The following is a 22607-nucleotide window of genomic DNA, read 5'->3' as shown; positions in this document are numbered from 1 at the left end:
CATATACCACGAGCCCAATTTTTTGCAACGCCCTAATTTTTTGTTTTGATTAGGTGCTTTTTATTTAAAGAAGCCGTCGGAGTTGATATTATAGGCGAGGATTTTAATCGAACCATCTTTTTCTTTTACAAGCCTGATCGATTCAACCGCTTTATATTTGCTGTGTTTGGTGTTGTATGCAAAAACATATTCTGCAGATGGGTTAGTCCCCACAACCCTGCGTGTTTCCCATTTGTTTACCGTTGTTGAGTCAAGGTCGCCAAGTTTGTTTTCTGTTGCGGTGTATAACTCAAGTAATTTATCCTTTGTTGTAACCGCCCAAAACTGATTACTGTAAAGCTTAAAAGTGTCGTTGTACTTTTTAGCTTTTATAAGCGCAAAAAGTTCATTCGTTACTTTTTCACCGTCCTTTTTATCTTCTTCCCTGTTTATATAAGTATTGTTAAAGCTGCATCCATTTAAAGTAATGACAGTTGTAAATAAAATTAAGTAGCGAAATTTAAGGGATTTAACAAATTGCATGAGCGTGAGTGAGTTTAGATAATGGAATAAATGTAAATAAATCTTTTCAAAATTTTAATCCTGTTAAAATTTCCTTATCTTGTTTCCCCCGATTTTTTAACAAGGGTTGATAATATATGATAAGTCACGAAATTAAAATAGCCTTTGACGAATATGAGTCACTGGCCGATCTCCATAAAGCCGACAGGCAGCTTTGCCTTGAAGCACAAAAAGCGTTAAAAAATTCCCATTCTCCATATTCCAAATTCCGTGTTGGCGCGGCACTTCGTTTGCAAAGCGGTAGAATTATTTATGGCAGTAACCAGGAAAATGTAGCCTATCCATCGGGTTTATGTGCCGAACGGGTGGCATTGTTTAACTGGGGCGCCAATCACCCCGACGATCCTATTGAGGCTATGGCGGTAACCGCACATTCGGATGATTTCCCTATTGTAAAACCAATTACCTCTTGCGGATCATGTTTACAGGTATTAGCCGAATGCGAAAAGCAGCAAAATCAATCAATAAAAATTATATTGCATGCCGAAGATGGACCGGTTTGGATCATCAAAGGCATTGAAAACCAATTGCCGTTTTTATTTTTTGAAGAACGTATAGCTACTCCATAATGAAACTGAAGTTTTTTTTACTCTTCATCGGTATTGCATTCAGCGCCGGTGTATCGGCGCAACAGGGCTTCCCGTTTGATAATGAGATCAGGGCCTTTAAACATCAGGATAGCCTGAGTTTTCCAAAGCCAGGTGGTATTTTATTTATCGGCAGTTCATCTATCCGTATGTGGACTGATCTGGAGCAACGTTTTGCTGGTAAGCCAATCATCAGAAGAGGGGTAGGCGGTTGTGAATTATGGCAGATAGCTGATTATTACACGCCGTATATCCTGTTTCCTTACAAGCCGCGCAAAATTTTTGTTTATGCAGGTGAAAACGATATTTCAGCCGGTAAATCGGCACAGGCTGTAGTAGCTTCATTTGCAAAACTCTGGGAGCTAATCCATCAGAGACTACCGAATGCTGAGGTGTATTTTATGTCGATTAAACCGAGCCCGGTGCGCGCTAAATATTATGATGTGGTTTATGCCGCGAATGAGCTGGTGAAAAGCTATCTGAAAGGTAAACCAAAAAGTTATTATGTCGACCTGGTTCCGGCTATTTACAAGTCGGGTACTACAGCCCCTGATTCAAGTTTGTTTAATAACGATTACCTGCACCTTAATAGCAAAGGTTATGATAAATGGCAAAAGGTACTTGATCCGCTGGTGAAATAAAATAAAAAAGGCCCCGCACCAACGGGGCCTTTACCTACTTACATATTAAACACTAAACTAAAACTTACTTATTTAAAAACGCTGTACACGTTTGTGATTTTCCAGCCGCTGCCGGTGTTGGTAACGGTTACATAGTTGCTACGGGTAAAAGTGCTGTATTTCATATCAACTTTTACTACGGCCAGGTCGTTGTTGCTTTCAACAATTGAGGTGCTGGTAACGCAGTCCTGCTCAGTATTTTTATTGGCTTTTAATAAGTCAACTACTTCGTTTTTGGTAAAACTTAATACTTTAGTACCGCGTAACATGCTGAATTTTGCCGATTGATCTACCACTTCGTTAAAGCCTTGTATTTTGCCGCGGGTCATGGCATCTATATAAGTGTTGATGGCGTAGTTTTTGGTTAAATTATCGCCTTCAATTTTATTTGTTGCTTTTGCTGCAGTGCCTATTACTAATAAGGCTAAGCCAAGCATGATTGATTTTAAGGTTTTCATATTGTTGTTGTTTTTTAGGTTTTTAACTTTTAAATTGTTTTTATACTCATAAGACATCGCTACTATGCATTACGTTACAGCCTCTACAACTAAATATGACGATTTAACAAACATTTAACATTTTCGCATATTTTTTAATGATGATGATAACAATATGCTATTAAATAATACTTATGGTTGATTTTAATACCATTATTTTACAATTTGCCGAACAGGGCGAGAAAACCGGGTGGACCTATATCGAAATCCCAGCCGATGTGGCGCAGGAAATGAAGCCCGGCAATAAAAAATCATTTCGTGTAAAAGGTAAACTGGATGAGTATGAGGTGCGCGGCATGGCCCTAATGCCTATGGGCGAAGGGATTTTTATTATGGCTTTACGCCGCGAGATCTGTAAAGCCATCCACAAGCATCGCGGGGCCATGCTCCGGGTGCGTCTTGAACCCGATAATGATTTCAAATACATCGTTCCGGGTGACTTGCTGGAGTGCTTTGAATATGAACCTGAAGGCGGCGAGTTTTTCAATAGCTTGACCGGAAGCCACCGGGGATATTTTATAAAATGGATTGAGAGTGCCAAAACCGAAGTTACCCGCGCTAACCGTATAGCACAAACCGTTAACGCCATGGTGCGCCGTATGGATTACGGGCAAATGCTGCGGGCCCAAAAAAAAGCAAGGGAGTAACATGTGTAATGTATCAGTTGTAATAAATTTGATGATTAATAATTATTAATGGAAATCCCTTCATTTAAACTTAACGGTCGCATCTGGATAGAAATGGACGAGGAAAAAGTACTTGGCCATGGCCGGGTTGAGTTACTTGAGCGGATCCATGCCTCCGGCTCCATCAGGCAGGCCGCGTTACAAATGAAAATGTCATACAAGCAGGCCTGGGATTTGGTGAACCACATGAACGATGGTTTTAAGCAGCCGCTGGTAATTTCAAAAAGAGGAGGAAAGGGTGGTGGAGTAGCCTTGCTTACACCATTTGGGCTGGAAATTATCGGGGAGTTTAAAGATCTGCAGAAAAAATTCTCTCAATTTTTAGAAAGGAATAGCAAAAAGTAAAAGTTTTTTCTGGGTTTCGTATTGAAAATTAAAAAACGGTATTCGTGGTGGATTGATTTGTCGATCCTATTCTGCATTTTTGCGTTGTGTTTTTTAAAATATAACGAAATCGCTATATGATATAAGCGTTTTGCAGATCTACAGCAATCAACAAATAACTAACATCAGCCATGAAAAAATATACCCTTGTATTGTTTTTACTGATTGCCGGTTTAGCAACCCATGCCCAAACCGAAACTAAAGAGTCAGTAGTAAAAGTAACCGGAGAAGTAACAAATCCACTAACCATTGGCCCTGCCGAGTTGCAGCAATACAAGCAAACCACAGTTACCCGTAAGGACAGGGACGGAAAAGTCCACATCTATTCGGGCGTAATTGTATCCGAAATACTGACTAAAGCAGGTGTTACCCTGGGCGCCGACTTACATGGTAAAAACCTGGCTAAATATCTTTTAGTTGAAGCCAGTGACGGTTACCAGGTACTTTTTGCTCTTGCCGAGCTGGATAAAGCTTTTACCGATCGCATGATCATTCTTGCTGATAAAGTTGATGGACAGCCCTTGGCCCCGGCCGATGGGCCATTCCGAATCATTGTTCAGGATGAAAAGAAACCTGCGCGTTGCATAAAGCAGGTAACGGCGATGAAGGTTATGTTTGCGAAGTAAATCTTGCTTTGTTAATTCATTCTGTTTAGATGGAACATAGGCAGCGTTCAAGTATCGTGAACAAAAATGAATTGGCGCAAATTGTATTCAATCGCAAAACTAAACAGCTTGCAATAGCTAACGGTGAAAGTATTGAAATAGCCTATAATAATTATGCAGGAATGTTACAGATAAATTGCTGCTGAATGCTATCTTAGTTCGTTAATTAATTTAAACCTTTCATGATTCCATATAGCCAGGCTGTAGAGCAACTCGAAGAAGAGAAACCTAAAATATATACCCTTAACTCAATCAGGGTAGCAACATTTATATTCGGGCCATTAGCCGCGGGGTATTTGGTATCTCAGAACTACAAAGCGTTTAACCAGAAAGATAAATCAACCACAACCTGGATAATTGCCGTTGTCGCATTGATCGCAATTATTGGCCTGGCTGTTATTACTTCAAATACAGAGCGGTTTCCAAGATTTATATTTCCATTGGCTTATGCCTGGGGGACTTTCCTGCTTGTACAAAAGTTTCAGGGCGAACAAATGAAGGAACATTTTGCCACTGGAGGTAAAACCTTTACTATTTGGCGTGCTTTGCTTGCCGGGCTAATTTGTTTAGTTGTTACACTGGTAGTAATATTTTTGATCCTTTTAATGATACCCGGCGCTCTTGACGAATAGGAGCATGAGAGTTTCTTAATAGATCATGAACTATCAAACTATATCATAGGATATATATAATCTCTGAACAGCGAGCCAGCACCAGAGGTGCTAAGGGTTTGTAGAAAATGAAATGAACAGATTTTCAGCGTGCCAGAGATACGCGACCTCAACGCCACGCATCGCTGGCACAATTAGTTTATTCCACCTCTTCCATCAGGGTATTGAACATCACAAATTTTTCGTTAAATTTTTCCTGGTGGGTAGCCTGGAATTTATGCAGGTGGTTCATGTAAAACTGCTGAAAATGCTCAATGCTATCAGCATTGTATTGAATACAGTAGGTAACCCCTTCGTTTGGCGAATCAATAACAGTCAGGATGCGGTACGAGCTGAAATGTCCGGTAGCCATGATAGCCGGGATATGGATGGTTTTGATATAGTTAAGCCATTCGTCATGAATGGTTTCGTCAATTATTATGGTATCGTTGTATACAATCATTTTCAAAAATAATCATTTTTGATTAGTCACTAAGTCATTTGGTCATTATGTCATTGGTCAGGCATAAAAGTAAAGTCCGTTTGCTAAGTAATAACCTAATGACGCAATGAAACAATGACCTATCAGGACGCATCCGGTTTATCGCCCCTTAATACTCTGAAACGTTTGCGGGCTTCGTTGATCCAGAGGCTGCCGGGATAATCAGTTATGATTTTTTGGTAGTAGTTCCTGGCAGTGGTTTTATCGTTCAACCTGTTTTCATAAATGTCGCCTAACATAAATACGGCATCATCGGCCCAAAGATCGGCGGGGTGCTCTTCAACAATTTTCTTTAATAAAGGTACCGCTCCGGCATAATCCTTCTGCTGGATCAGAATGCGAGATTTTGACATCATGATATCATCATCTAAAGCATTATTCGGGAACTTTTTGCCAATACTGTCTAATATCATTACTGCCTTTTCGGGATTTTGGGCAAAAATCTGCAAATCGGCTCGGGCGTACACTTTAAGCGCCGACCCGCTGCTATCGGCAGCAAGATTATCTTGGATCAGCAGCAATAGGTTAAGTGCATCATTTGCTATTAATTGCGATGTAGCAACTTTCAGCACATCCAACTGTCCCTTTGCCCAGGTGAAATCTCCGGTATAATAAGCCATTTTCGCGTTTCTGAATAAAGCATCCTGCCCAATGGCAGTAGCCGGGAAATCTTTCTCAACCTGGCTGTAAAGCAGCGTGGCTTCCCAGGGTTGGTTGTTAAGCAGGTAAATATCGCCTAAATCAAGCTTGCAATCGGCTAACAGGTTTGGCCTGATATCATTTAGCCTGGTAGCTTCTTCCAGCAGTTTTTGGGCGTCCTTAAGTTTGTGAAGCTTAAAGGCTTGCAGGTTGGCCAGTTTTTGCATGGCAAAAGCGGTGCTGCTGTTACGTCCAAACTCGGTGAGCAGGTCGTTATAATCCTTTTCAAGTCCAAGCAAATCTTCGGGCAGGTATTTGCCCGATGTTACTTTCAGGTTTTTGGTGTTGATCAGTTCAATTTTTGAGGGGATGTACAATGGCGTTGTTTTCCCTTTGCTGATGATGTATTCATATCCCCGGATAGCTTCGTCATAAGCCTCATTGGCAATGAAGGTACGGCAGAGATCATAGATGCTGTTACCATCGTCATTTTGCCGGCGACTTAAGGCAAGTGCCTGGTTAAGGGCCAGATCAAATTCTTTTTGCTGCAGGTATTGCCAGGTAAGCAGATCAGCATAAATGGTTTGCTGCGGATCTTTTTGGATGCGCCTCAGCAAAGCTGTTTTAAGCATATCATAATCGGCGCTACCTTCGTATACATTTGAAAAAGCATTTTCGGCCTGGTTTATAAAATTGGGGTTTTGAGGTAAAAAGTTCAGGTATTCGTCGGTGAGGGATATTTTGTCGCGTTTAAAACGGTAAAGGTTAATAAGCTCATAAGTAAACATGTTATCATTTTTAAGCAGTTTCCGTCCTTGCTGAAAAATTTTGATTGCATAATCAATATTAGCGCTTTGGTAAAATTGGGATGCCAGGGCGGCTATTTCACCCTGGTCGGCCGGGAGGCTTTTGATCAGGTCGTCATAAATAGCGTCAGCTTTGGCCATATTGCCTTCCTGCGTGTAAATGTTACCCAGCATTATAGCATACTGGTGATCATCAGGATGGCGGCGGATCAGTTTTTTGGTGATGCTTTCGGCTTCATCAAATTTTTTAAGGTTGAGCAGTGTATTTACGTATACGCTATAGTAATTCTCGTTGTTTTGCTTGTATAACTTTTGATAAATTTCGAGTGCTTTTTGCGGTTCGCCGTTAGCATTGTATTGCCTGGCCAGCAGCAGTTCATTGTCCTGTGCAAGCAGCCTGCCGCTAAAGCAAAAAGCAAGAATAATAACAATATATAAAGCCCTCATCTGTTCAAAAATAATCAATTAATAGGATTGCTTAAGCCGGTTTGCCATATTATTTATATAACGGTATATAAGGGTAAAATTGTAGTGACATCTTGATAACATCGAACTTATTTATCTAATTTGAGTACGTGAATAAAATGGGGTATTTGTAGCTATGTTGAGCCGGGTCAGATTTTTTCTTATTGTGAGTTGCATTGTCGTCTTCTTTTCCTGCAACAGGAGTAAAGTAAGGCAAATACCTATTATTGACTTTTTTAAAACACCCGAAAGGAGCTTTTACCGAATTTCGCCCGATGGTAAATATGTATCATACCTTAAGCCATTTAAAGATAAGCAAAACATATTTATACAGTCATTAGCCGATGGTAAGGAACGAATGGTTACTCAATTTGAGGACTATTCAATCAGAGGTGATTATTTCTGGACATACAATAACCAGCTTGTTTTTTCGCAGGATCTTATCGCTACCGATTCGGTTAAGATGTATGCTTTTGATGTGGCTACCAATAAAAGCCGGATTATATTATCGTTCGGTAATGTGAGGATTGGCCTGGTTAACCGTAACCGCCAGCAGCCAGATATCATCACTATTAAAACTAATGAGCGTGATCCGGGTAACTTTGATGTTTACCGCCTCAACGTAAAAACCGGCGAAATGAAGACTTACCTGCTTAACCCGGGTAATATTACTGAGTGGTTTGCAGATGCCGACGGCAGGATCAGGCTTGAAAGGGCATCAGACGGGGTTAACGAAACCATCTTATTCCGCCCCGATGAGGATAAGCCATTTAAGCCTATAATCGAAAATAATTTTAAGAATGCAGTAAGGCCTATAGCTTTTACAGGTATAAAAAATTATTTCTATGCGCTATCAAACGTAAACCGCGATAAGACGGCCCTGGTTGAGATCAATGCGGAGAATGGCAAGGAAGAAAGGACAATTTTTAGCTGCAGCAAAGCGGATATCACCAGTTTTGAATATTCAAAAAATAAACACCGGATAGAGTTTACCGGCTGGGACGAATCAATGCCGCGTAAGCATTTTCTGGCACCTGATGTTGAGCAGATGTATCAAACCATTCAGCAACAGCTTAAGGGTAATGAGATCAGGGTGGTTGACCGCGACAGCTCTGAGAATAAATTTATCCTCAACACTTACACCGACCGTAATCCCGGTTCATACTATCTTTTTGAAAAAAACAATGGCAGGTTAACCAAGCTAAGCGATATTAACTCAAGCCTTGTACCTGCCGAATTATGCGCCATGAAACCTATATCATACCATGCGCGCGATGGCTTGCTGATTAATGGTTATTTAACCCTGCCAAGGGGCGATAAAAATGAAAACTACCCTGTAGTAGTTATGCCGCACGATGGCCCATGGGGACGCGATACCTGGGGATATGATGACCAGGTGCAGTTTTTAGCCAATCGTGGGTATGCCGTGTTCCAGGTTAATTACCGTGGATCAACAGGCTATGGCAAGGCCTTCCGAAGTGCGGGATATAAACAGGTAGGCGGCAAAATTCAGGATGATATTACCGATGGGGTACACTGGCTTATTGATACTAAAGTTGCAAACCCTAAAAAGATTGCCATTTTTGGCGGGCGTTTTGGCGGCTTTTCAGCGCTTTATGGTGTGTCTTTTCATCCCGAGTTATATAGTTGTGCGGTGGTACAATACGGCCTTATTAACTTTTTTACCTATATCAAGGATGCACCGCCGTTTGTTAAGCCTTATTTAAAAATGACTTACGAAATGGTTGGCAACCCCGAAACTGACGCAGATCAGTTGAGGGCGATATCGCCGGTTTTTCATACCGATAAAATTAAGGTTCCTCTAATTATATTCCAGGGTGCCAAAGATCAGCGGGCTAATATCAGCGAGCTTAACCAGTTTGTACGCGAGCTGCGTAAACGTAACGTTGATGTGAAATATTTTTTAAAACCCAATGAACGTGCATATTTCAGGAGCGAACATAACCGTATGGAAATGTATGCCGAAATAGAGAAGTTTTTGGATAAGAATATGCGGGTTAAACCATAAGCCGACATGGCATTACAGAAAAACGCTTACCGGCAAAACTTTACGCTGATCACCATTTTCCTGGTGTTCATTTCCATAACTTTTGTGGTAGCCCTGTTTATATCTTATAATCTCACCGCCAAGTATGTTGAAAATGAGTTTTCCTCAAAAAAGGTTGAGGTACTGGAACAAACCATTAAGCCGTATTATGAGTTTTTTCAGAATAAGATCCCTGAAATAACCTCCTACCAGGGTTTTCTTGATTCGGCATCGGCAGGTAAATATGCGGCCTCTGTTTTTCATGATTATAATTTTGTGCGCCGGGTTATCTTTTATGATGCCCTCATTGGCGGCAAAACTACGATGACCGTACGCAAAAATAATTTGAACATAGCTGCTAAGGCGGTTTATCAGTATTGGCACGTTAATGACAAGGTGTACGGGGCTGAGCAGCGGAGAACAGTCAATGAAGATGATTTCAGAGAGATGGCTATTAAATTAAGTAATTATATAGCCTTTTCAGATACATCACGCGTATCAAGTCAGGATGAACTTTTTAAAGCTTTTTGGGATGTGAAACCCGACAAGATCAGTTATACCAATGTTCTCAGGCGCGAGGATGTACGTATCTATCGTGACATGCAAATGTTGGGTAACAGCAAAGGGGCTTCATACAAGCAAAACATGATGACCTTTTACCTCGACCCGTACCTGATCAAGGTGAAAAATACGCATCCCGAGCTGTACGAAAATGTATCTATTCAACCCGTAGTATATGACCCTATTGACAGCGAGGGAGATAAACTGATAACCGAGGTGTCATTACCAGTGGCTTTTTCTGATTATAAGCTCTTCTTTAGTTCGGCACAGGGTTATTTAACTGCCGAAATTAACCGCCGCTTTATGCCTATCGGAGCTATCGTATTATTAATGACCCTGTTTTTAATGCTAATAGGCTGGCTTATATACCGTAACCTGAACGTGAATATGAAACTGTTCAAACTTCAGTATGATTTTATCAACAACTTTACCCACGAGTTTAAAACACCGGTAAGTGTAATTAAAATAGCAGGGTCAAATTTACGTGGCGATGGCGAACTTACCGAAAGGCAACGCCGCCATTACGGTAAGATACTGGACGAGGAAGCCGATAAGCTGAATGAGTTGATGAACAAGCTGCTTTCCTTTACGCAGATTGAAAATAAATCCATTACGCTAAAAGAGGAAGAAATTGATATAGAGAACTTTATTAGCCGGTATATTGATACCTTTAAAATAAAGTACGCTGATTTTAATATTAAATTTAAAATCAACAGGGTTGAAACTTTTTATACTGATCCTGTATTATTAGGGAGTGTTTTTCAAAACCTTATTGAAAATGCATACAAGTATTCGCACCCTCAGCAAAAGGAGTTGTTCATCAATATTTCACAGGAAAAACGGAATATTGTGTTTTCGTTTGCTGATAAGGGGATAGGGATACCGAAAAATGAACTGAATAACGTTTTTAAGAAGTTTTACAGAATAGAAAACCAATACAATCAAAACGGGAGCGTTGGCCTGGGTTTGGCATTTTGTAAAGAACTGGTTAATTTTATGAACGGTGATATAACTGTTTACAGTAAGGTTAACGAAGGTTCGGAATTTATAGTTACGCTTCCATACGAAAATTAAGATATGAACAAAGAAATTAAAATTGCGCTGGTTGAAGATGACGAGAACCTGCGTTTCCTGGTTTCAGAACGTTTGCAATCAGAGGGGTACAAGGTACTGGAAGCCGGTAATGGCAATGAAGCTGAAACCATGATATTGGCCGAGCAGCCTGATATTGTATTGTTAGACTGGATGCTCCCCGGCAAACCGGGCTCGGAAGTTTGCGGCAATATCCGCGAAAAAGGGTTCGATAAACTCATCATTATGATGACCGCTAAAGCCCAGGATGTTGACAAGATAGAAGCCTATAACTTTGGGGTATCTGACTATATCACCAAACCCTATAATATGGATGTATTGGTGGCGTTGATTGAAAACAAGATCAAGTTTTCTCTTAACAGCGAAAAGCCCGAATCGTACCGTTTTGCCAACATGGAGCACCTGCCTAACACGCACCTGCTTATCCGGGATGGCCGTAAGATAGAGCTAACTATCCTCGAAAACAGGATCCTGCTTTATTTTCTCAAAAACAAAAACAAGGTTATCAACCGCGAGGAGCTGATGATGGAAGTTTGGGGCTACAACGCTGATGTAAATACCCGTACCCTTGATATGCACATCGTTCGCTTGCGTAAAAAAATAGAAACCAATGCCGATTCGCCGCAATACCTGCAAACTGTAAGGGGGATAGGATATAAGTTTGTTTATAATCAGTAGTTTTCAGTTTGCGGTTTCAAGTAAGCTGTTTGCAGTTTTGTAAATAGGCTTTTTTGAAAATATGTCATTGCCAGCGAAGCGCGGCAATCTCGTATCTAATGCATGTCCGACCTGCATAGCTACGAGATTGCCGCGTCGCCCTTGACACTTTAGCCCATGCTGCTCCTCGCAATAACATATTCAAGATAATTGCCGATATACCCTTGCTACAATAAAATTACCAAAAAAGGTTTTATCCTCAATAACGCCATATTCAGCATTATTAAAGCGCTTTTCAATGGCTGGCAACCTGCTGGCTTCTATCCCGCAAAGCAGCCTGAAAAAAACAAACATGCTTTTGAGCAGCACGTTTTGCCACCAGCGGCCGGTAAGCTGAAAATCGGCGTTGAGCCAGAGGCCACCGGGTTTGAGCAGGTTGTGCAAATGGTTAAAAACATTGTCAACCGTTTCTTCCACAAAATTATCGAACAAAAAAGGGGTGATTACGATATCGAAGTCGGCGGCGAGTTTCACATGTTCAACTGCATCATTAATAAAGATCACCTCGTTTTGCCCGGTTTGTCTTTTTTGCGAGAGTGCAATCATATTGGCCGAAATTTCAACGTAAGTGATGTTTAACCGTGCCGGGTATATTTTGGCAAGTTCTTCAAGGATCCAGCCGGTGCCGCCGCCTGCTATCAGTATTTTACTTTTTGGTGGAATAAAGCCTAATAAATAAACCTGCGCGTTTATCAAAGCTTTGCCGTAAACTATTCTTGAAAGCCGATCATAAAACCATGCCGAGTTGTTATAATTGGCAGCCATGTTTTAATGGAGAAAATATTTAACAGCATTGAATACTACTACAATTACGTACTGTAAGATCAGTACCCCATCCATATAAAAAAAGTAATAATACTCGTTTTTTTCCCAGGCCGATCTGAAGATGAGCCAGCCGGTAAGGAACATAGTAAATGTGAGTGCAAAGAAATCAAGGCTAAAGCCATTTTGCCTGAACAGGAACATGAGTACAATGTAGCCGGTGAGCAATACCTGGCAAAACAGATAAGCATTTTTTTCGCCCCAAACTACCGGGATGGTCTTAAGGCCTACTTTACGGTCGTCGAAAAGGTCCCGGATATCAAAAGGTATTGTCAGCGCTCCTATAAATAAAAAGCGTTTGGCTATGAGTATAGTAGTATCGCGCATGCTGATATCGGTTAGATGATTATGCATTGATTCCAATACCGGGAACAGTACACAGCTCATTGTCCATACCAGGGTTATTAAAAACGGTTTTAAACCGGGGATATTTCTTAAACCAAATTTATGATCGCCTACACTGAACAATGGTAAACCATAACCAAACGATAAAACGCTCAGAAATATGAGCAGGATCTTTGATTCGGTAGTGATGATAAAGAACAGCGGGATCAGAGACAGCAGCGAAACTATAGTAAAGGTCACCATCAGCCTATAGTGTGCAAAAAACCATCGCACCCTTTTGTAAGGCGACCGTTGTGGTTTAGTTGGACGGGTGATGAGGATACAAAAATTATAGATACCCAGTGTTGAAGTAAATAACAAGCCCAAAACAGGGAACACTGGTTTTGATCCTATTAAGTGAAAGGTTAACAAGGCCTGTGCTACAGCACAAAGCGACATGAAAATATTACTGAAGAGCAGAAAATCTAATACAGACTGTAGTAATTTCTTCATCGGTAAAAGGATAGCAGCTTCTGCCTGGATCTTTTAGGAAATTGGTAATGAGGGATCGCGGCCTGCTTTTAATGTAAATATCGTAATCTCCGGCAATATTCCAACCCTGCCGGTTAAACCAACAAAACCAAAACCTACATTTACATATAATTGTTGTTTGTTTTCCTGGTAATGACCGGCCCATTCATTATAAACATATTTTATAGGGCTATATTGAAAATGCGGGGTACGTACGCCAAATTGCATGCCATGGGTATGCCCGGCAAACATGGCATCAATTTGCGGGTATTTAGGTAAAACCTCGGCCCGCCAATGTGATGGATCATGCGAGAGCAGGAGCTTTACCGGCAGGTCATCGGTGTTTTTTACTGCAAGGTCCATGCGCCCGTATTTGGGGAAGCGGCTGTATTCGCTCCAGTTTTCAATACCTAAGATCCCTATTTCTTCTCCGTTGATTTTTAGACGGCGATTTTCGTTCCTGAGCAGGTTCCAGCCCATGTTTTTATGGGTGGTTATCAGGTCATCATGATTTTTCTTTTTATCCGCCGGGGAGTTCCAGTCGCCATAGTCGCCATAATCATGGTTACCCAGTGTTGAAAAAACACCAAGGGGGGCTTTTACTTTAGTGAAAATGTCCTGGTAGCTGGTCATTTCCGATGCTTCATCGTTAACCAGATCGCCGGTAAAAAATATCAGGTCGGGTTTTTCTTTCAACAGCATTTCAACACCACCGAGCACCGCTTTTTTATTATAAAAGCTGCCTGAATGAATATCCGAGATCTGTCCGATCCTTAAGCCATCAAAGGCCTTTGGCAGATTAGGCAGATACATGGCCTGATAGAGTACATGATAATCATACGAACCTTTGGGCATGGCCCTTTTAATAGCAGCCAGGGGAATGGTTGCGGCGAGCAAGCCTGCTTTTAAAAGAAACTCGGAACGGGGAATGGCATCATCAATATTAGTAGCAGCGGCAGGTGCAGTTGGGAGAGGAATAGAGGTGTCAGTTTTTTTCCTTTTCAACGCAATTTTTCGCCTGATATCATCGGCAAAAATGAATGGTGTAAAAGTAAATTTACAGATGAGCAGGATAAATGTTACCAGCAAACAGGCTGCGCGTACACCCGTACCTGCTATGGTAATATAACCGGCAGTTAAAAGCGCGGCCATACACAAGGCCGAAAAGCCCCAATAAAAAATGGCGAATGCTTTTGATTGAAGCAATCGCCATTTTTTGAACGCGCCTCGGATACCGTATAAAACATACCGGTCGGCAAGCAGCTCAATTATGATCCAGAACAATATACTTAGCGCTTTAAAAATCATATAGCGCCATATATTTTAGTACCGGTCGTCGTCAATATCAAGGTCATCGTCATCGGGCTGCAAGTTAAATAAACTGTTAAACATATCCGAAAATGCGAAGCCATTATCCAGGAAACCTTTGTTCAATTGTGAAAATTCCGACAGGCCGTGAAGTACAAATTCCATCAGCAGCAATTGCTGGCTTTCGCCCAAACGCGGGTGGATCTTTTTTACAAGGTCTTTCAACCCCACAACTTCTTCCAGCGCTTTTTTGTATTCCTGCATGGGCATATCATCAACCAAAGCTACATTGTTGCCATCGCCAAACCAGTTAATGATAGCTGCATATGGGTTAGGGGCTTTGGCTTTCTTAGCCTTTTCCGGGTCAGGGAAAAACGATAGCAGTAAGCTTTTGATGGCTTTACCTATCAGGATATTGGCCACTTTGCCTGGTCCCTCCAGTTCACCCTCATAAACCAGCTCAATTTTACCGGTGATGGCAGGGATCACACCTAAAAAGTCGGTAATACGTACAAAGGTAGTTTTTTCGTGGTTGATGATCATCCGGCGTTCGGCATTACTGATCAGGTTTTCATAGGCCGAAATGGTTAAACGCGCTGATACACCCGATTTTTTGTCGATATACTCAGAGTTACGGGCTTCAAAAGCAATCTGTTCCACCAGGTTTTTAACCAAACCATCAGCCTCAATAGCGATACGCTGATCATCGGTAAGGGACGCTTCCTGTTGCGTGATCTTGCGTGAAATCTCAACCGAACGCGGGTAATGTGTTAAAATCTGGCTCTCAATGCGGTCTTTAAGCGGTGTTACTATCGAACCACGGTTGGTATAATCTTCAGGGTTGGCGGTAAACACAAACTGGATATCCAGTGGTAAGCGTAATTTAAAACCACGGATCTGGATATCTTTTTCCTGTAGTATGTTGAACAGCGATACCTGGATCCGGGCCTGCAAGTCGGGCAGCTCATTGATCACAAAAATGCCGCGGTGCGCACGTGGGATCAAGCCGAAGTGGATCACACGCTCATCCGAATAGGTTAATTTTAAAGTAGCGGCTTTGATTGGGTCAACGTCACCAATTAAATCGGCTACGGTAACGTCAGGGGTGGCCAATTTTTCGGTATAACGCTCAGAGCGGTGGATCCAGCCAATAGGGGTGTCATCGCCTTTTTCGGTTATGATGCTATGACCATACCACGATATGGGGTTGTAAGGGTCATCAAATAACTCTGATCCTTCAATATATGGAATATACTCATCAAGCAGGTTAACCAGCAAACGGGCAATACGGGTTTTTGCCTGGCCGCGTAAGCCTAGCAGTAAAATATTGTGACGTGACAGGATAGCAGTTTGCAGATCGGGGATCACAGTATCTTCAAATCCGATGATGCCCTCAAAGCCGCCTTCGCGTTTTTTAAGCTGTTCAATAAGGTTAGCACGTAATTCGTCTTTAACCGAACGGCTTTTATAGCCTGTTTGCTTTAACTGGCCGAGGGTTTTTATATCTAATAATTTACTCATTCTGTTTTTGTAGTCCGGAAGTCGGAAAGTCCGCAAGTCCGAATGTTTATTTTTAATTTAAGGGACAGTTGTTATTCGTATTTCAGACTTCCAGACGTCGGACTTCCGACTAAAGACTTACCTCACAGTCCTTCTTCTGTTTCTGATATAATCCTCAAAAATGTACTCACCAAGACCGTTCAGGGAACTGTAAAAGGCTTTGCCTCCGTTTGTTTCTGTGAATTTACGAACAAACTGCTGCAAATAAGGGTCTTTAGCTATCATAAATGTAGTAATAGGTATTTTTAACCGCTTACATTGGGCAGCCATGTTAAGGGTTTTGTTAACCACTTTCCTGTCCAAACCAATGCTGTTTTTATAATACCTGGTGCCTTCCTTTAAGCAGGTTGGCTTACCATCCGTAATCATGAAAATCTGCTTATTGTGCGTTTTACGGCGTCGGAGCAGATCGGTAGCCAGCTCCAAACCTGCATAGGTATTGGTATGGTAGGGGCCAACCTGCAAGTAAGGTAAATCCTGCAAGGTTATTGGCCATGCATCGTTCCCAAAAACAACAATATCCAGCGTGTCCTTAGGATATTTGGTGCGGATCAGTTCGGCAAGGGCCATAGCTACTTTTTTGGCCGGAGTGATCCTGTCTTCGCCATAAAGGATCATGGAGTGCGAAATATCGATCATGAGCACAGTTGAAGTAAGGGTTTTGTAGTCCATTTCCTCTACCTCAAGATCGCGTTCGGTCATCATGAAATCGCCTATACCGTGATTAACCTGGGCGTTGTGGATAGACTGGGTCATGTCTATCTGATCAAGGCTGTCGCCAAACTCAAACTCGCGGCGTTCGGCATTTTTTTCATCGCCCTGGCCTGATTGCGGCGAGCGGTGGTTGCCTTTGCCTGATTTTTTTAGCTTGCCGAAGATCTCCTCCAGAGCAGATTGCCTGATGCTTTGCTCAGTTTTTGCCGTAATCCGGAACTCGCCATTCTCATTATTTTCGTCGAGATAACCCTTTTGCTTTAGTTCATCGATGAAATCGCCCATGCCATAATCATCGTTAGTAAGGTTATATTGTTTATCGAGTTCGTTAAGCCAGGCTAAAGCTTCGCCTGCATCGCCCGATGTATAGTTGAGCAACTCGAGGAATAATTTTAACAATTCGTCAAATCCGCCTTTAGGGATTTGGTTGGGCTTAAATTTGGAAAATCCAAAACCACGCATATTTTGTCCTTTCTGTACATAAAGGAACGGAATATTTTTAGGAAAAGTTTCGCTGCGGAAGTGATAAAATAAATTGTTAGTTAAGTATGACAATTAGATTTTTGATTTCGGAATTGGGATTTCGGATTAAAAAGTCATTTTCTATCTCCAAAAATAAATCCGAAATCGAACATTCGAAATCCGAATTCCTAAATGTAAGCCAAGCTATTCAGGAGCTCAGGCGGGTACACCGGGTTGGCGCCTCGCTGGCTGGCTACGTATGAGCCAACGGAGCACGCTTTATCTACCACCTGCTGCATGGGTTTTCCCGAAAGGAGGCCGGATACAAATGTTGCCAGGAAGGCATCGCCGGCGCCTACCGTGTCTGCAACTTTTACCGGACACCCGGGACTGTCATAAAATTCATGGTCGTGCCATACCAGTGCGCCATGCTCGCCGCGGGTTACGCAAATGGTTTGGCTATGGTATTTGGAACGGAACTCGCCAATTTGATCGCGCAGGGAAGCACTACTTCCACCGATGAGCAGGTTGGCTTCTTCCTCGTTCATTTTTACTACGTCGGCCCGGGCTACCAATGTTTCAATAGTTGACAGGGTGTAATGCGGCGGGCGAAGATTTACATCAAATATTTTTAGCGTCGGGGTTTCATCAAGCAGGTTTAATAAGGTTTCGCGGGTAGTAGCGGTACGGCAAGCCAAACTGCCAAACACAATGGCCCTGGCTGCCTGGGCTGCTTTAGTGAGTGCAGCCGATGGTTGTATGTTATCCCATGAAACGGGTTGGGGAATAATATAAGTAGCGGTGTTGGTTTCATCAAGCTGTACTGTAACTTCACAGGTTGGAAATTCATCGTCCTGCTGAATCAGGTCCGAATACAGGTCATTGCTTTTTAAAAAGCCTATCAGTGCATCGCCCGAGTTATCCATACCCACAGAGCTCGCAAACGCTGTTTTTACGCCTTGTTGTACCAAATGCCTGGCTACATTCATAGGGGCGCCGCCCGCTTTTTTTCCATCACCAAAAGCATCCCATAAAACTTCGCCAAAACTTAATACCTGATTTCCCATAGTTAAGTTGTTTTTAGTGTCGATGAAATCCAAATATACTGTATTGTCTGAACCGGAATTAATCGAATTGAAGAATTAATTGAATTTTCTCTTTTTAATTCTGTTAATTCGGGCAATTCTTAAAATTCAGGTTCAGACAAAAACAAAAAGCTATCTTTATTATATGAGAAAAATATTACTGAGTTTAGCGTTGATGCTTGTCGCCGTGTATTGCTTTGCACAGGACAGGCAGGCCATCCTGAAAGTAATGCATACACAGGAAGAAGCCTGGAACCGCGGCGATATTGAAAGCTTTATGACGACCTACTGGAAATCAGATTCGTTGGTTTTTGTGGGGAAAACAGCCCCCGCCTATGGCTGGCAAACAACACTTGAACATTACAAACAAACTTATCCTGATAAGGCTGCCATGGGGCAGCTTAGCTTTGAGATCATACAGCTAAAGGTATTGGATGCAACCAATGCTTTTGTTTTGGGAGGATGGAAACTAACCCGTGAAAAAGATACACCAGGCGGCTATTTTACGCTATGGTTTAGGAAAATTAAGGGTGAGTGGAAGATAGTTTGTGACCACACCTCGTAAGGAGATTAGGGGTGGAGATAAAAGGTTAAGTGGATAAATACGGGGATTTGGAAGCGTGGGAATTAGCGATTCCTCTCTTAAGAGCGGAATTTATAAAGATACCGGATCGCAAAAATACTACTGCATGAAAAGAGGTTTAGTAATTGGGAAGTTTTTGCCGCTCCATATTGGGCATATGGCTTTGATTGGTTACGCGCTTGACCATTGTGATGAGCTTGTAGTGGTTATTGGTGCCAGTGATGATGAGCCCATTGATGGAAATATCAGGCTTGACTGGCTCGAAAAAACTTACGCAGGTAATGACAAGGTTAAACCTGTATTATTAAGCTATGATGAAGCTATGCTGCCGGGTGCGGGCGACTCGATAGAAAATATGTCGAGACTTTGGGCCAGCTATCTTAAAAAGAAGCTGCCGCCTATTGATGTGATATTTGCTTCAGAGGCCTATGGCGCTTATATGGGGCGGTTCCTGGATTGTGAAAGCGTTATTTATGAAGAACCCTGTAAAATTGTACCGGTGCCAGCGGCAAACATCAGGGAAGAGCCTGACTTATACCTGCATCTTTTACCCGATGTGGTTAAGGATTACTATAAAAAATCAGGCTGAATAATTCTGGCGGCAATATTTTACAGGCGTTATTCCCGATCAATCCTTAGCAAACCAGTTCCGCTTAAAATCGGAGGGATTCTTTCCAACTATCTTATTAAAGAGTTTATTAAAATATGATAAGCTTTCAAATCCCACGGCGTAACAGGTTTCAGTAACGTTTTTATCCTGCATGAGCAGGTTTTTGGCTACATCAACACGGTATTGGTTCACGAAATCGGTGAAGGTCATTTTAGTTTGTTTTTTAAAATAGCGGCAAAAAGCCGCTGTAGTAAAGTTCACTTTAGCCGCCACTACATTTACATCGGGTTTAAGATTGTAATTACTGCCGATATATTCATAAATAGCCCCCATCCTGATCTTATCTTTTAAAAAAAACTGCAGGTTCGGCTCGTCGTTGTTTAAAATCGTAAATTCTTTTGAACCAGCCAGTATGTTAAAGATCTCCATTAACCCCATTAACTGCTGAAAAGAATCCATCCCCGGTAAAAGTTTCAGTTTTCGCACTGCTGTAGTCCTGGTATCTCCATAAAAAGCAATACCGTTGGCGGCTTTTTTGAAAAGCTGCCCGATGGTCGAAAATTCGGGAGTGATGCCTATTGCCGTTCCCATGAAATCTTCTTTTAGCTGCACCACTATCTGATGGTATTCGCTCCGCAGCCGGTAATCAAAGTTGAGGTGGGGGAGGTTACTGCCAATAAGCACCAGGTCATGCTGGGTGTAGCCGGAAATGTGTGAACCTACGTGCCTTATCCCTGCATCTGCCTCAACATAAACCAATTCGTATTCGGGGTGATAATGCCACAGAAAAGTGTTGCGAAGCCGGGGTGAAAAGAGTTTGAACGATTTGCCAGGTTCAAAATTAATCTTCTCTAACTGGATCTTATCCATGCTATATTGAGCATTAAGTTTTAGTAAAGGTAAACAAATGATCAATATAGAGCAAATTTTGGTCATTGTACAGGATAATCCATCTTCCATGCCAACCTAAATTTGAGTTATAAATCAAAAAAAAATGATGAAGACCGAAAACGCAACCATGACCATGGCAACCACGCCGGCGAATGCACATAAAGAGATCCCTGGTAATCCGTCAACCGCTAAATCAAGCCAGATCCGCCTGAATGAACGTAAAAACAATGCACCGCTGAAAGTGCTTAGCGAGGCCGATTGGCAATTTTGGATAGAGAATGGTTATGTGATCATCAAAAATGCAGTACCTAAAGAGCAGGTGAAAAAGCTGGCTGATTATCTGTGGCAATATGAAGATAAGGATGCCAATGATATCACTACCTGGTATAAAAAGCCCAATGCCCAAATGCAAATGAGCGAGTTGAACAATACGGGCATGGTTGAAATTTATAATCAGCAGTTTATGTGGGATAACCGGCAATATCCTAAAGTACATGCGGCTTTTACAGATATCTGGGGTACCGAAAAGCTATGGGTAACTATTGACCGGGCCAATCTGAATTTTCCGCTAAGGCCTGGCTTTGAATATAAAGGTTTTATTCATTGGGATTATGACCCGGAAACCAAACCTCAAAATGTGCAGGGCGTACTGGCCCTTGCCGATCAGACTGATGAAAACATGGGTGGTTTTCAATGTATCCCGGAACTATACCGTACATACGATACCTGGAAATTAACCCAACCCGAAGATAGGGATCATTATAAACCTGATACCACCGGTTTTGAGACTGTGAAAGTGAAACTGGAAGCAGGTGATCTGCTGATATTTAACAGTTTGCAGCCGCATGGCATAAGACCTAATACCAGTGCAGATAAAGTGCGTATAGCGCAGTATATATCCATGATGCCCGCCCAGGAAGACAATGAAGAGCTAAGACAATGGCGCATTAACAGTTGGCAAAGCCGCGAAGCCATGCAGGGCTACGCTTTTCCGGGCGATCCGCTGGAACGGGAAAAGCAAAATCCGGTAGCTGAGCTTAGCGATCTGGGTAAAAAACTTTTGGGCTTGGAGCGTTGGTAGATTGTATCTCATATACACGTTTTCGGGAGCATTTGATAAACAAGCTAGTTGTGAAGACACGGTCGTGGGTATAAAACAAAATAGCGATGGACAAATCCATCGCTACTCAATATCATGCCTTAAGACTAAAAACGTAAGACTTTCGACTTTAAAAAGGTTTCCCTGCGGCAAGCTCTCTATTAGCCCATTTAACGGCCAGTCCTTCGCGGTATTTAGCATATTTGCCTTTGAACATCATTTTTAGAGCGCTGTCAACACCACCTTTAACGGCCAGGTTATACAAGCTTGCCGCTTTACGGCTTATACTGGCATCCCATGCGCGAAGGCTCAGGGAGTATGAACCATCAACATATTTCATCCAGTGCCAGTAGCCGGTAGGCATAAACAAGGTATCGCCATGTTCAAGGAAAACCTCAATGCCTTCCACGCCGTCGAGCGCCGGGAATTTTTTGACGTCAGGATTTAGTACATCATAATCCTCCAGTGCATACGTGGCATTGGGGATACAGTACAGGCGGCGCTTCCACTTGTTTTCAAATAGGATCACATGCTTACGCCCTCCAAAATGGGTATGGAAAATATGCGGAAGATCAATATCGTAATGTAAAAAAGTAACCGAGTTTGAACCGCCGAAAAACATGGCGGGCATGCTTTCCAAAAAGCCCCCCATCAGGTCTTTAGGTAATATGATATCATCCAAAAGTTGTGGCGCTTGCTTAAATATGTTAAAGAAAAAAATCCTTAACTCGGTTGGTTTACTGCGGATAAGGTCGATATATTCATCAAAGGGCATTTCAGTTGCCGATGAATTGATGGGTTTTGAAGGATCGGCCTTTGAATTATCGTACAATGGCACTACTTTATTGCCAACAACCTGCTTTAAATATTCGGGTGTCCATTTTTCGCGGGCAGGCCAGCTTTTGGTAAGCCCTTTGATAACCAACGGGCGACGAGGGTCTAAATAATTCTTCTTGAAGTCTTCGGGAGAAATATTTTCAACCGTATCGATCGGGTTAAGAATGAAGCACATAATAGTTTATTACTTTAGGGGGATTACGCTTATTTTAAAATAAAGTTACAATATTGTTTCTTACTCG

The 22607-nt window shown here is 42.0% G+C and carries 24 protein-coding genes; 12 read left to right on the top strand and 12 right to left on the bottom strand.

Features of this window, described 5'->3' with window-relative positions; all coding sequences use genetic code 11:
• Positions 1-60 precede the first annotated feature (60 nt).
• Entirely contained in the window at positions 61-522 is a 462-nt protein-coding gene (locus tag BLP33_RS15750; protein WP_090530450.1) for a DUF4019 domain-containing protein, read from the bottom strand.
• A gap of 116 nt (positions 523-638) precedes the next feature.
• On the opposite strand from BLP33_RS15750, the gene BLP33_RS15745 reads away from it, so the two are divergent.
• Both BLP33_RS15745 and BLP33_RS15740 read left to right on the top strand, forming a co-directional pair.
• Entirely contained in the window at positions 639-1130 is a 492-nt protein-coding gene (locus BLP33_RS15745) for a cytidine deaminase (protein ID WP_090530447.1), read from the top strand.
• Complete coding sequence (locus tag BLP33_RS15740) at positions 1130-1789, top strand: GDSL-type esterase/lipase family protein (protein ID WP_090530444.1); 660 nt, start codon at positions 1130-1132, stop codon at positions 1787-1789. Before BLP33_RS15745 ends, BLP33_RS15740 begins: the two co-directional genes overlap by 1 nt.
• A 68-nt stretch (positions 1790-1857) precedes the next feature.
• Here BLP33_RS15740 and BLP33_RS15735 read toward each other — a convergent pair whose 3' ends face one another.
• On the bottom strand, positions 1858-2286 hold the full coding sequence (locus BLP33_RS15735; protein ID WP_175490030.1) for a nuclear transport factor 2 family protein: 429 nt from the start codon (positions 2284-2286) through the stop codon (positions 1858-1860).
• A gap of 173 nt (positions 2287-2459) precedes the next feature.
• On the opposite strand from BLP33_RS15735, the gene BLP33_RS15730 reads away from it, so the two are divergent.
• The 4 genes from BLP33_RS15730 to BLP33_RS15715 all read left to right on the top strand — a co-directional run bounded on the left by BLP33_RS15730 (position 2460) and on the right by BLP33_RS15715 (position 4692).
• A complete protein-coding gene (locus BLP33_RS15730) occupies positions 2460-2972 on the top strand; it encodes a YdeI/OmpD-associated family protein (RefSeq protein WP_090530439.1) in 513 nt (170 codons plus the stop codon).
• 48 nt (positions 2973-3020) lie between these two features.
• Positions 3021-3356: a winged helix-turn-helix domain-containing protein gene (locus tag BLP33_RS15725; protein ID WP_090530436.1), complete on the top strand. Its 336-nt coding sequence runs from the start codon at positions 3021-3023 to the stop codon at positions 3354-3356.
• Between the two features lie 170 nt (positions 3357-3526).
• Complete coding sequence (locus BLP33_RS15720) at positions 3527-4021, top strand: molybdopterin-dependent oxidoreductase (RefSeq protein WP_090530433.1); 495 nt, start codon at positions 3527-3529, stop codon at positions 4019-4021.
• Between the two features lie 221 nt (positions 4022-4242).
• Positions 4243-4692, top strand: a complete 450-nt coding sequence (locus BLP33_RS15715; RefSeq protein ID WP_090530430.1) for a hypothetical protein — start codon at positions 4243-4245, stop codon at positions 4690-4692.
• A 178-nt stretch (positions 4693-4870) separates the two neighbouring features.
• Here the strand turns inward: BLP33_RS15715 and BLP33_RS15710 are convergent, their stop codons facing one another.
• Together BLP33_RS15710 and BLP33_RS15705 are read right to left on the bottom strand one after the other, a co-directional pair.
• On the bottom strand, positions 4871-5173 hold the full coding sequence (locus BLP33_RS15710; RefSeq protein WP_090530427.1) for a DUF4286 family protein: 303 nt from the start codon (positions 5171-5173) through the stop codon (positions 4871-4873).
• A gap of 122 nt (positions 5174-5295) precedes the next feature.
• Positions 5296-7104, bottom strand: a complete 1809-nt coding sequence (locus tag BLP33_RS15705; RefSeq protein WP_090530424.1) for a tetratricopeptide repeat protein — start codon at positions 7102-7104, stop codon at positions 5296-5298.
• A gap of 184 nt (positions 7105-7288) precedes the next feature.
• On the opposite strand from BLP33_RS15705, the gene BLP33_RS15700 reads away from it, so the two are divergent.
• The 3 genes from BLP33_RS15700 to BLP33_RS15690 are packed head-to-tail and all read left to right on the top strand — an operon-like array spanning position 7289 to position 11500.
• On the top strand, positions 7289-9151 hold the full coding sequence (locus BLP33_RS15700) for a S9 family peptidase (RefSeq protein WP_175490029.1): 1863 nt from the start codon (positions 7289-7291) through the stop codon (positions 9149-9151).
• A gap of 6 nt (positions 9152-9157) precedes the next feature.
• Complete coding sequence (locus BLP33_RS15695; RefSeq protein WP_090530419.1) at positions 9158-10804, top strand: sensor histidine kinase; 1647 nt, start codon at positions 9158-9160, stop codon at positions 10802-10804.
• Between the two features lie 3 nt (positions 10805-10807).
• A complete protein-coding gene (locus BLP33_RS15690; protein ID WP_090530416.1) occupies positions 10808-11500 on the top strand; it encodes a response regulator transcription factor in 693 nt (230 codons plus the stop codon).
• A 180-nt stretch (positions 11501-11680) separates the two neighbouring features.
• Here BLP33_RS15690 and BLP33_RS15685 read toward each other — a convergent pair whose 3' ends face one another.
• From BLP33_RS15685 to BLP33_RS15660, 6 genes are all read right to left on the bottom strand, one after another.
• Positions 11681-12304: a class I SAM-dependent methyltransferase gene (locus BLP33_RS15685; RefSeq protein ID WP_090530413.1), complete on the bottom strand. Its 624-nt coding sequence runs from the start codon at positions 12302-12304 to the stop codon at positions 11681-11683.
• 3 nt (positions 12305-12307) lie between these two features.
• Entirely contained in the window at positions 12308-13198 is an 891-nt protein-coding gene (locus tag BLP33_RS15680; RefSeq protein WP_229701758.1) for a UbiA prenyltransferase family protein, read from the bottom strand.
• 33 nt (positions 13199-13231) lie between these two features.
• Complete coding sequence (locus BLP33_RS15675) at positions 13232-14500, bottom strand: metallophosphoesterase (protein ID WP_254780162.1); 1269 nt, start codon at positions 14498-14500, stop codon at positions 13232-13234.
• 39 nt (positions 14501-14539) lie between these two features.
• On the bottom strand, positions 14540-16045 hold the full coding sequence (locus BLP33_RS15670) for a sigma 54-interacting transcriptional regulator (RefSeq protein ID WP_090530404.1): 1506 nt from the start codon (positions 16043-16045) through the stop codon (positions 14540-14542).
• Positions 16046-16162: 117 nt separating this feature from the next.
• Positions 16163-17260 (bottom strand): vWA domain-containing protein, encoded by a 1098-nt coding sequence (locus BLP33_RS15665; RefSeq protein ID WP_090531322.1) that lies wholly within the window; start codon positions 17258-17260, stop codon positions 16163-16165.
• 188 nt (positions 17261-17448) lie between these two features.
• Positions 17449-18327, bottom strand: a complete 879-nt coding sequence (locus BLP33_RS15660) for a carbohydrate kinase family protein (protein ID WP_090530401.1) — start codon at positions 18325-18327, stop codon at positions 17449-17451.
• 163 nt (positions 18328-18490) lie between these two features.
• Between BLP33_RS15660 and BLP33_RS15655 the strand changes: the two genes are divergently transcribed.
• A complete protein-coding gene (locus BLP33_RS15655) occupies positions 18491-18910 on the top strand; it encodes a YybH family protein (RefSeq protein ID WP_090530398.1) in 420 nt (139 codons plus the stop codon).
• Positions 18911-19034: 124 nt separating this feature from the next.
• Entirely contained in the window at positions 19035-19517 is a 483-nt protein-coding gene (locus tag BLP33_RS15650; protein WP_090530395.1) for an adenylyltransferase/cytidyltransferase family protein, read from the top strand.
• Between the two features lie 39 nt (positions 19518-19556).
• Here the strand turns inward: BLP33_RS15650 and BLP33_RS15645 are convergent, their stop codons facing one another.
• Positions 19557-20408 carry a helix-turn-helix domain-containing protein gene (locus tag BLP33_RS15645; RefSeq protein ID WP_090530392.1) on the bottom strand — a complete coding sequence of 284 codons (852 nt, stop codon included), beginning with the start codon at positions 20406-20408 and terminating at the stop codon, positions 19557-19559.
• Between the two features lie 124 nt (positions 20409-20532).
• Here BLP33_RS15645 and BLP33_RS15640 point away from each other — a divergent pair, with 124 nt between their 5' ends.
• Entirely contained in the window at positions 20533-21510 is a 978-nt protein-coding gene (locus tag BLP33_RS15640; protein WP_223266092.1) for a phytanoyl-CoA dioxygenase family protein, read from the top strand.
• Positions 21511-21658: 148 nt separating this feature from the next.
• On the opposite strand, the gene BLP33_RS15635 is transcribed toward BLP33_RS15640, so the two are convergent.
• Positions 21659-22540, bottom strand: a complete 882-nt coding sequence (locus BLP33_RS15635; RefSeq protein WP_090530386.1) for a cupin-like domain-containing protein — start codon at positions 22538-22540, stop codon at positions 21659-21661.
• Positions 22541-22607 lie beyond the last annotated feature (67 nt).

It is taken from the genome of Mucilaginibacter sp. NFR10 (assembly GCF_900100445.1).
Taxonomy (GTDB): domain Bacteria; phylum Bacteroidota; class Bacteroidia; order Sphingobacteriales; family Sphingobacteriaceae; genus Mucilaginibacter; species Mucilaginibacter rubeus.
This window is presented reverse-complemented; position numbering and strand designations above follow the sequence as displayed.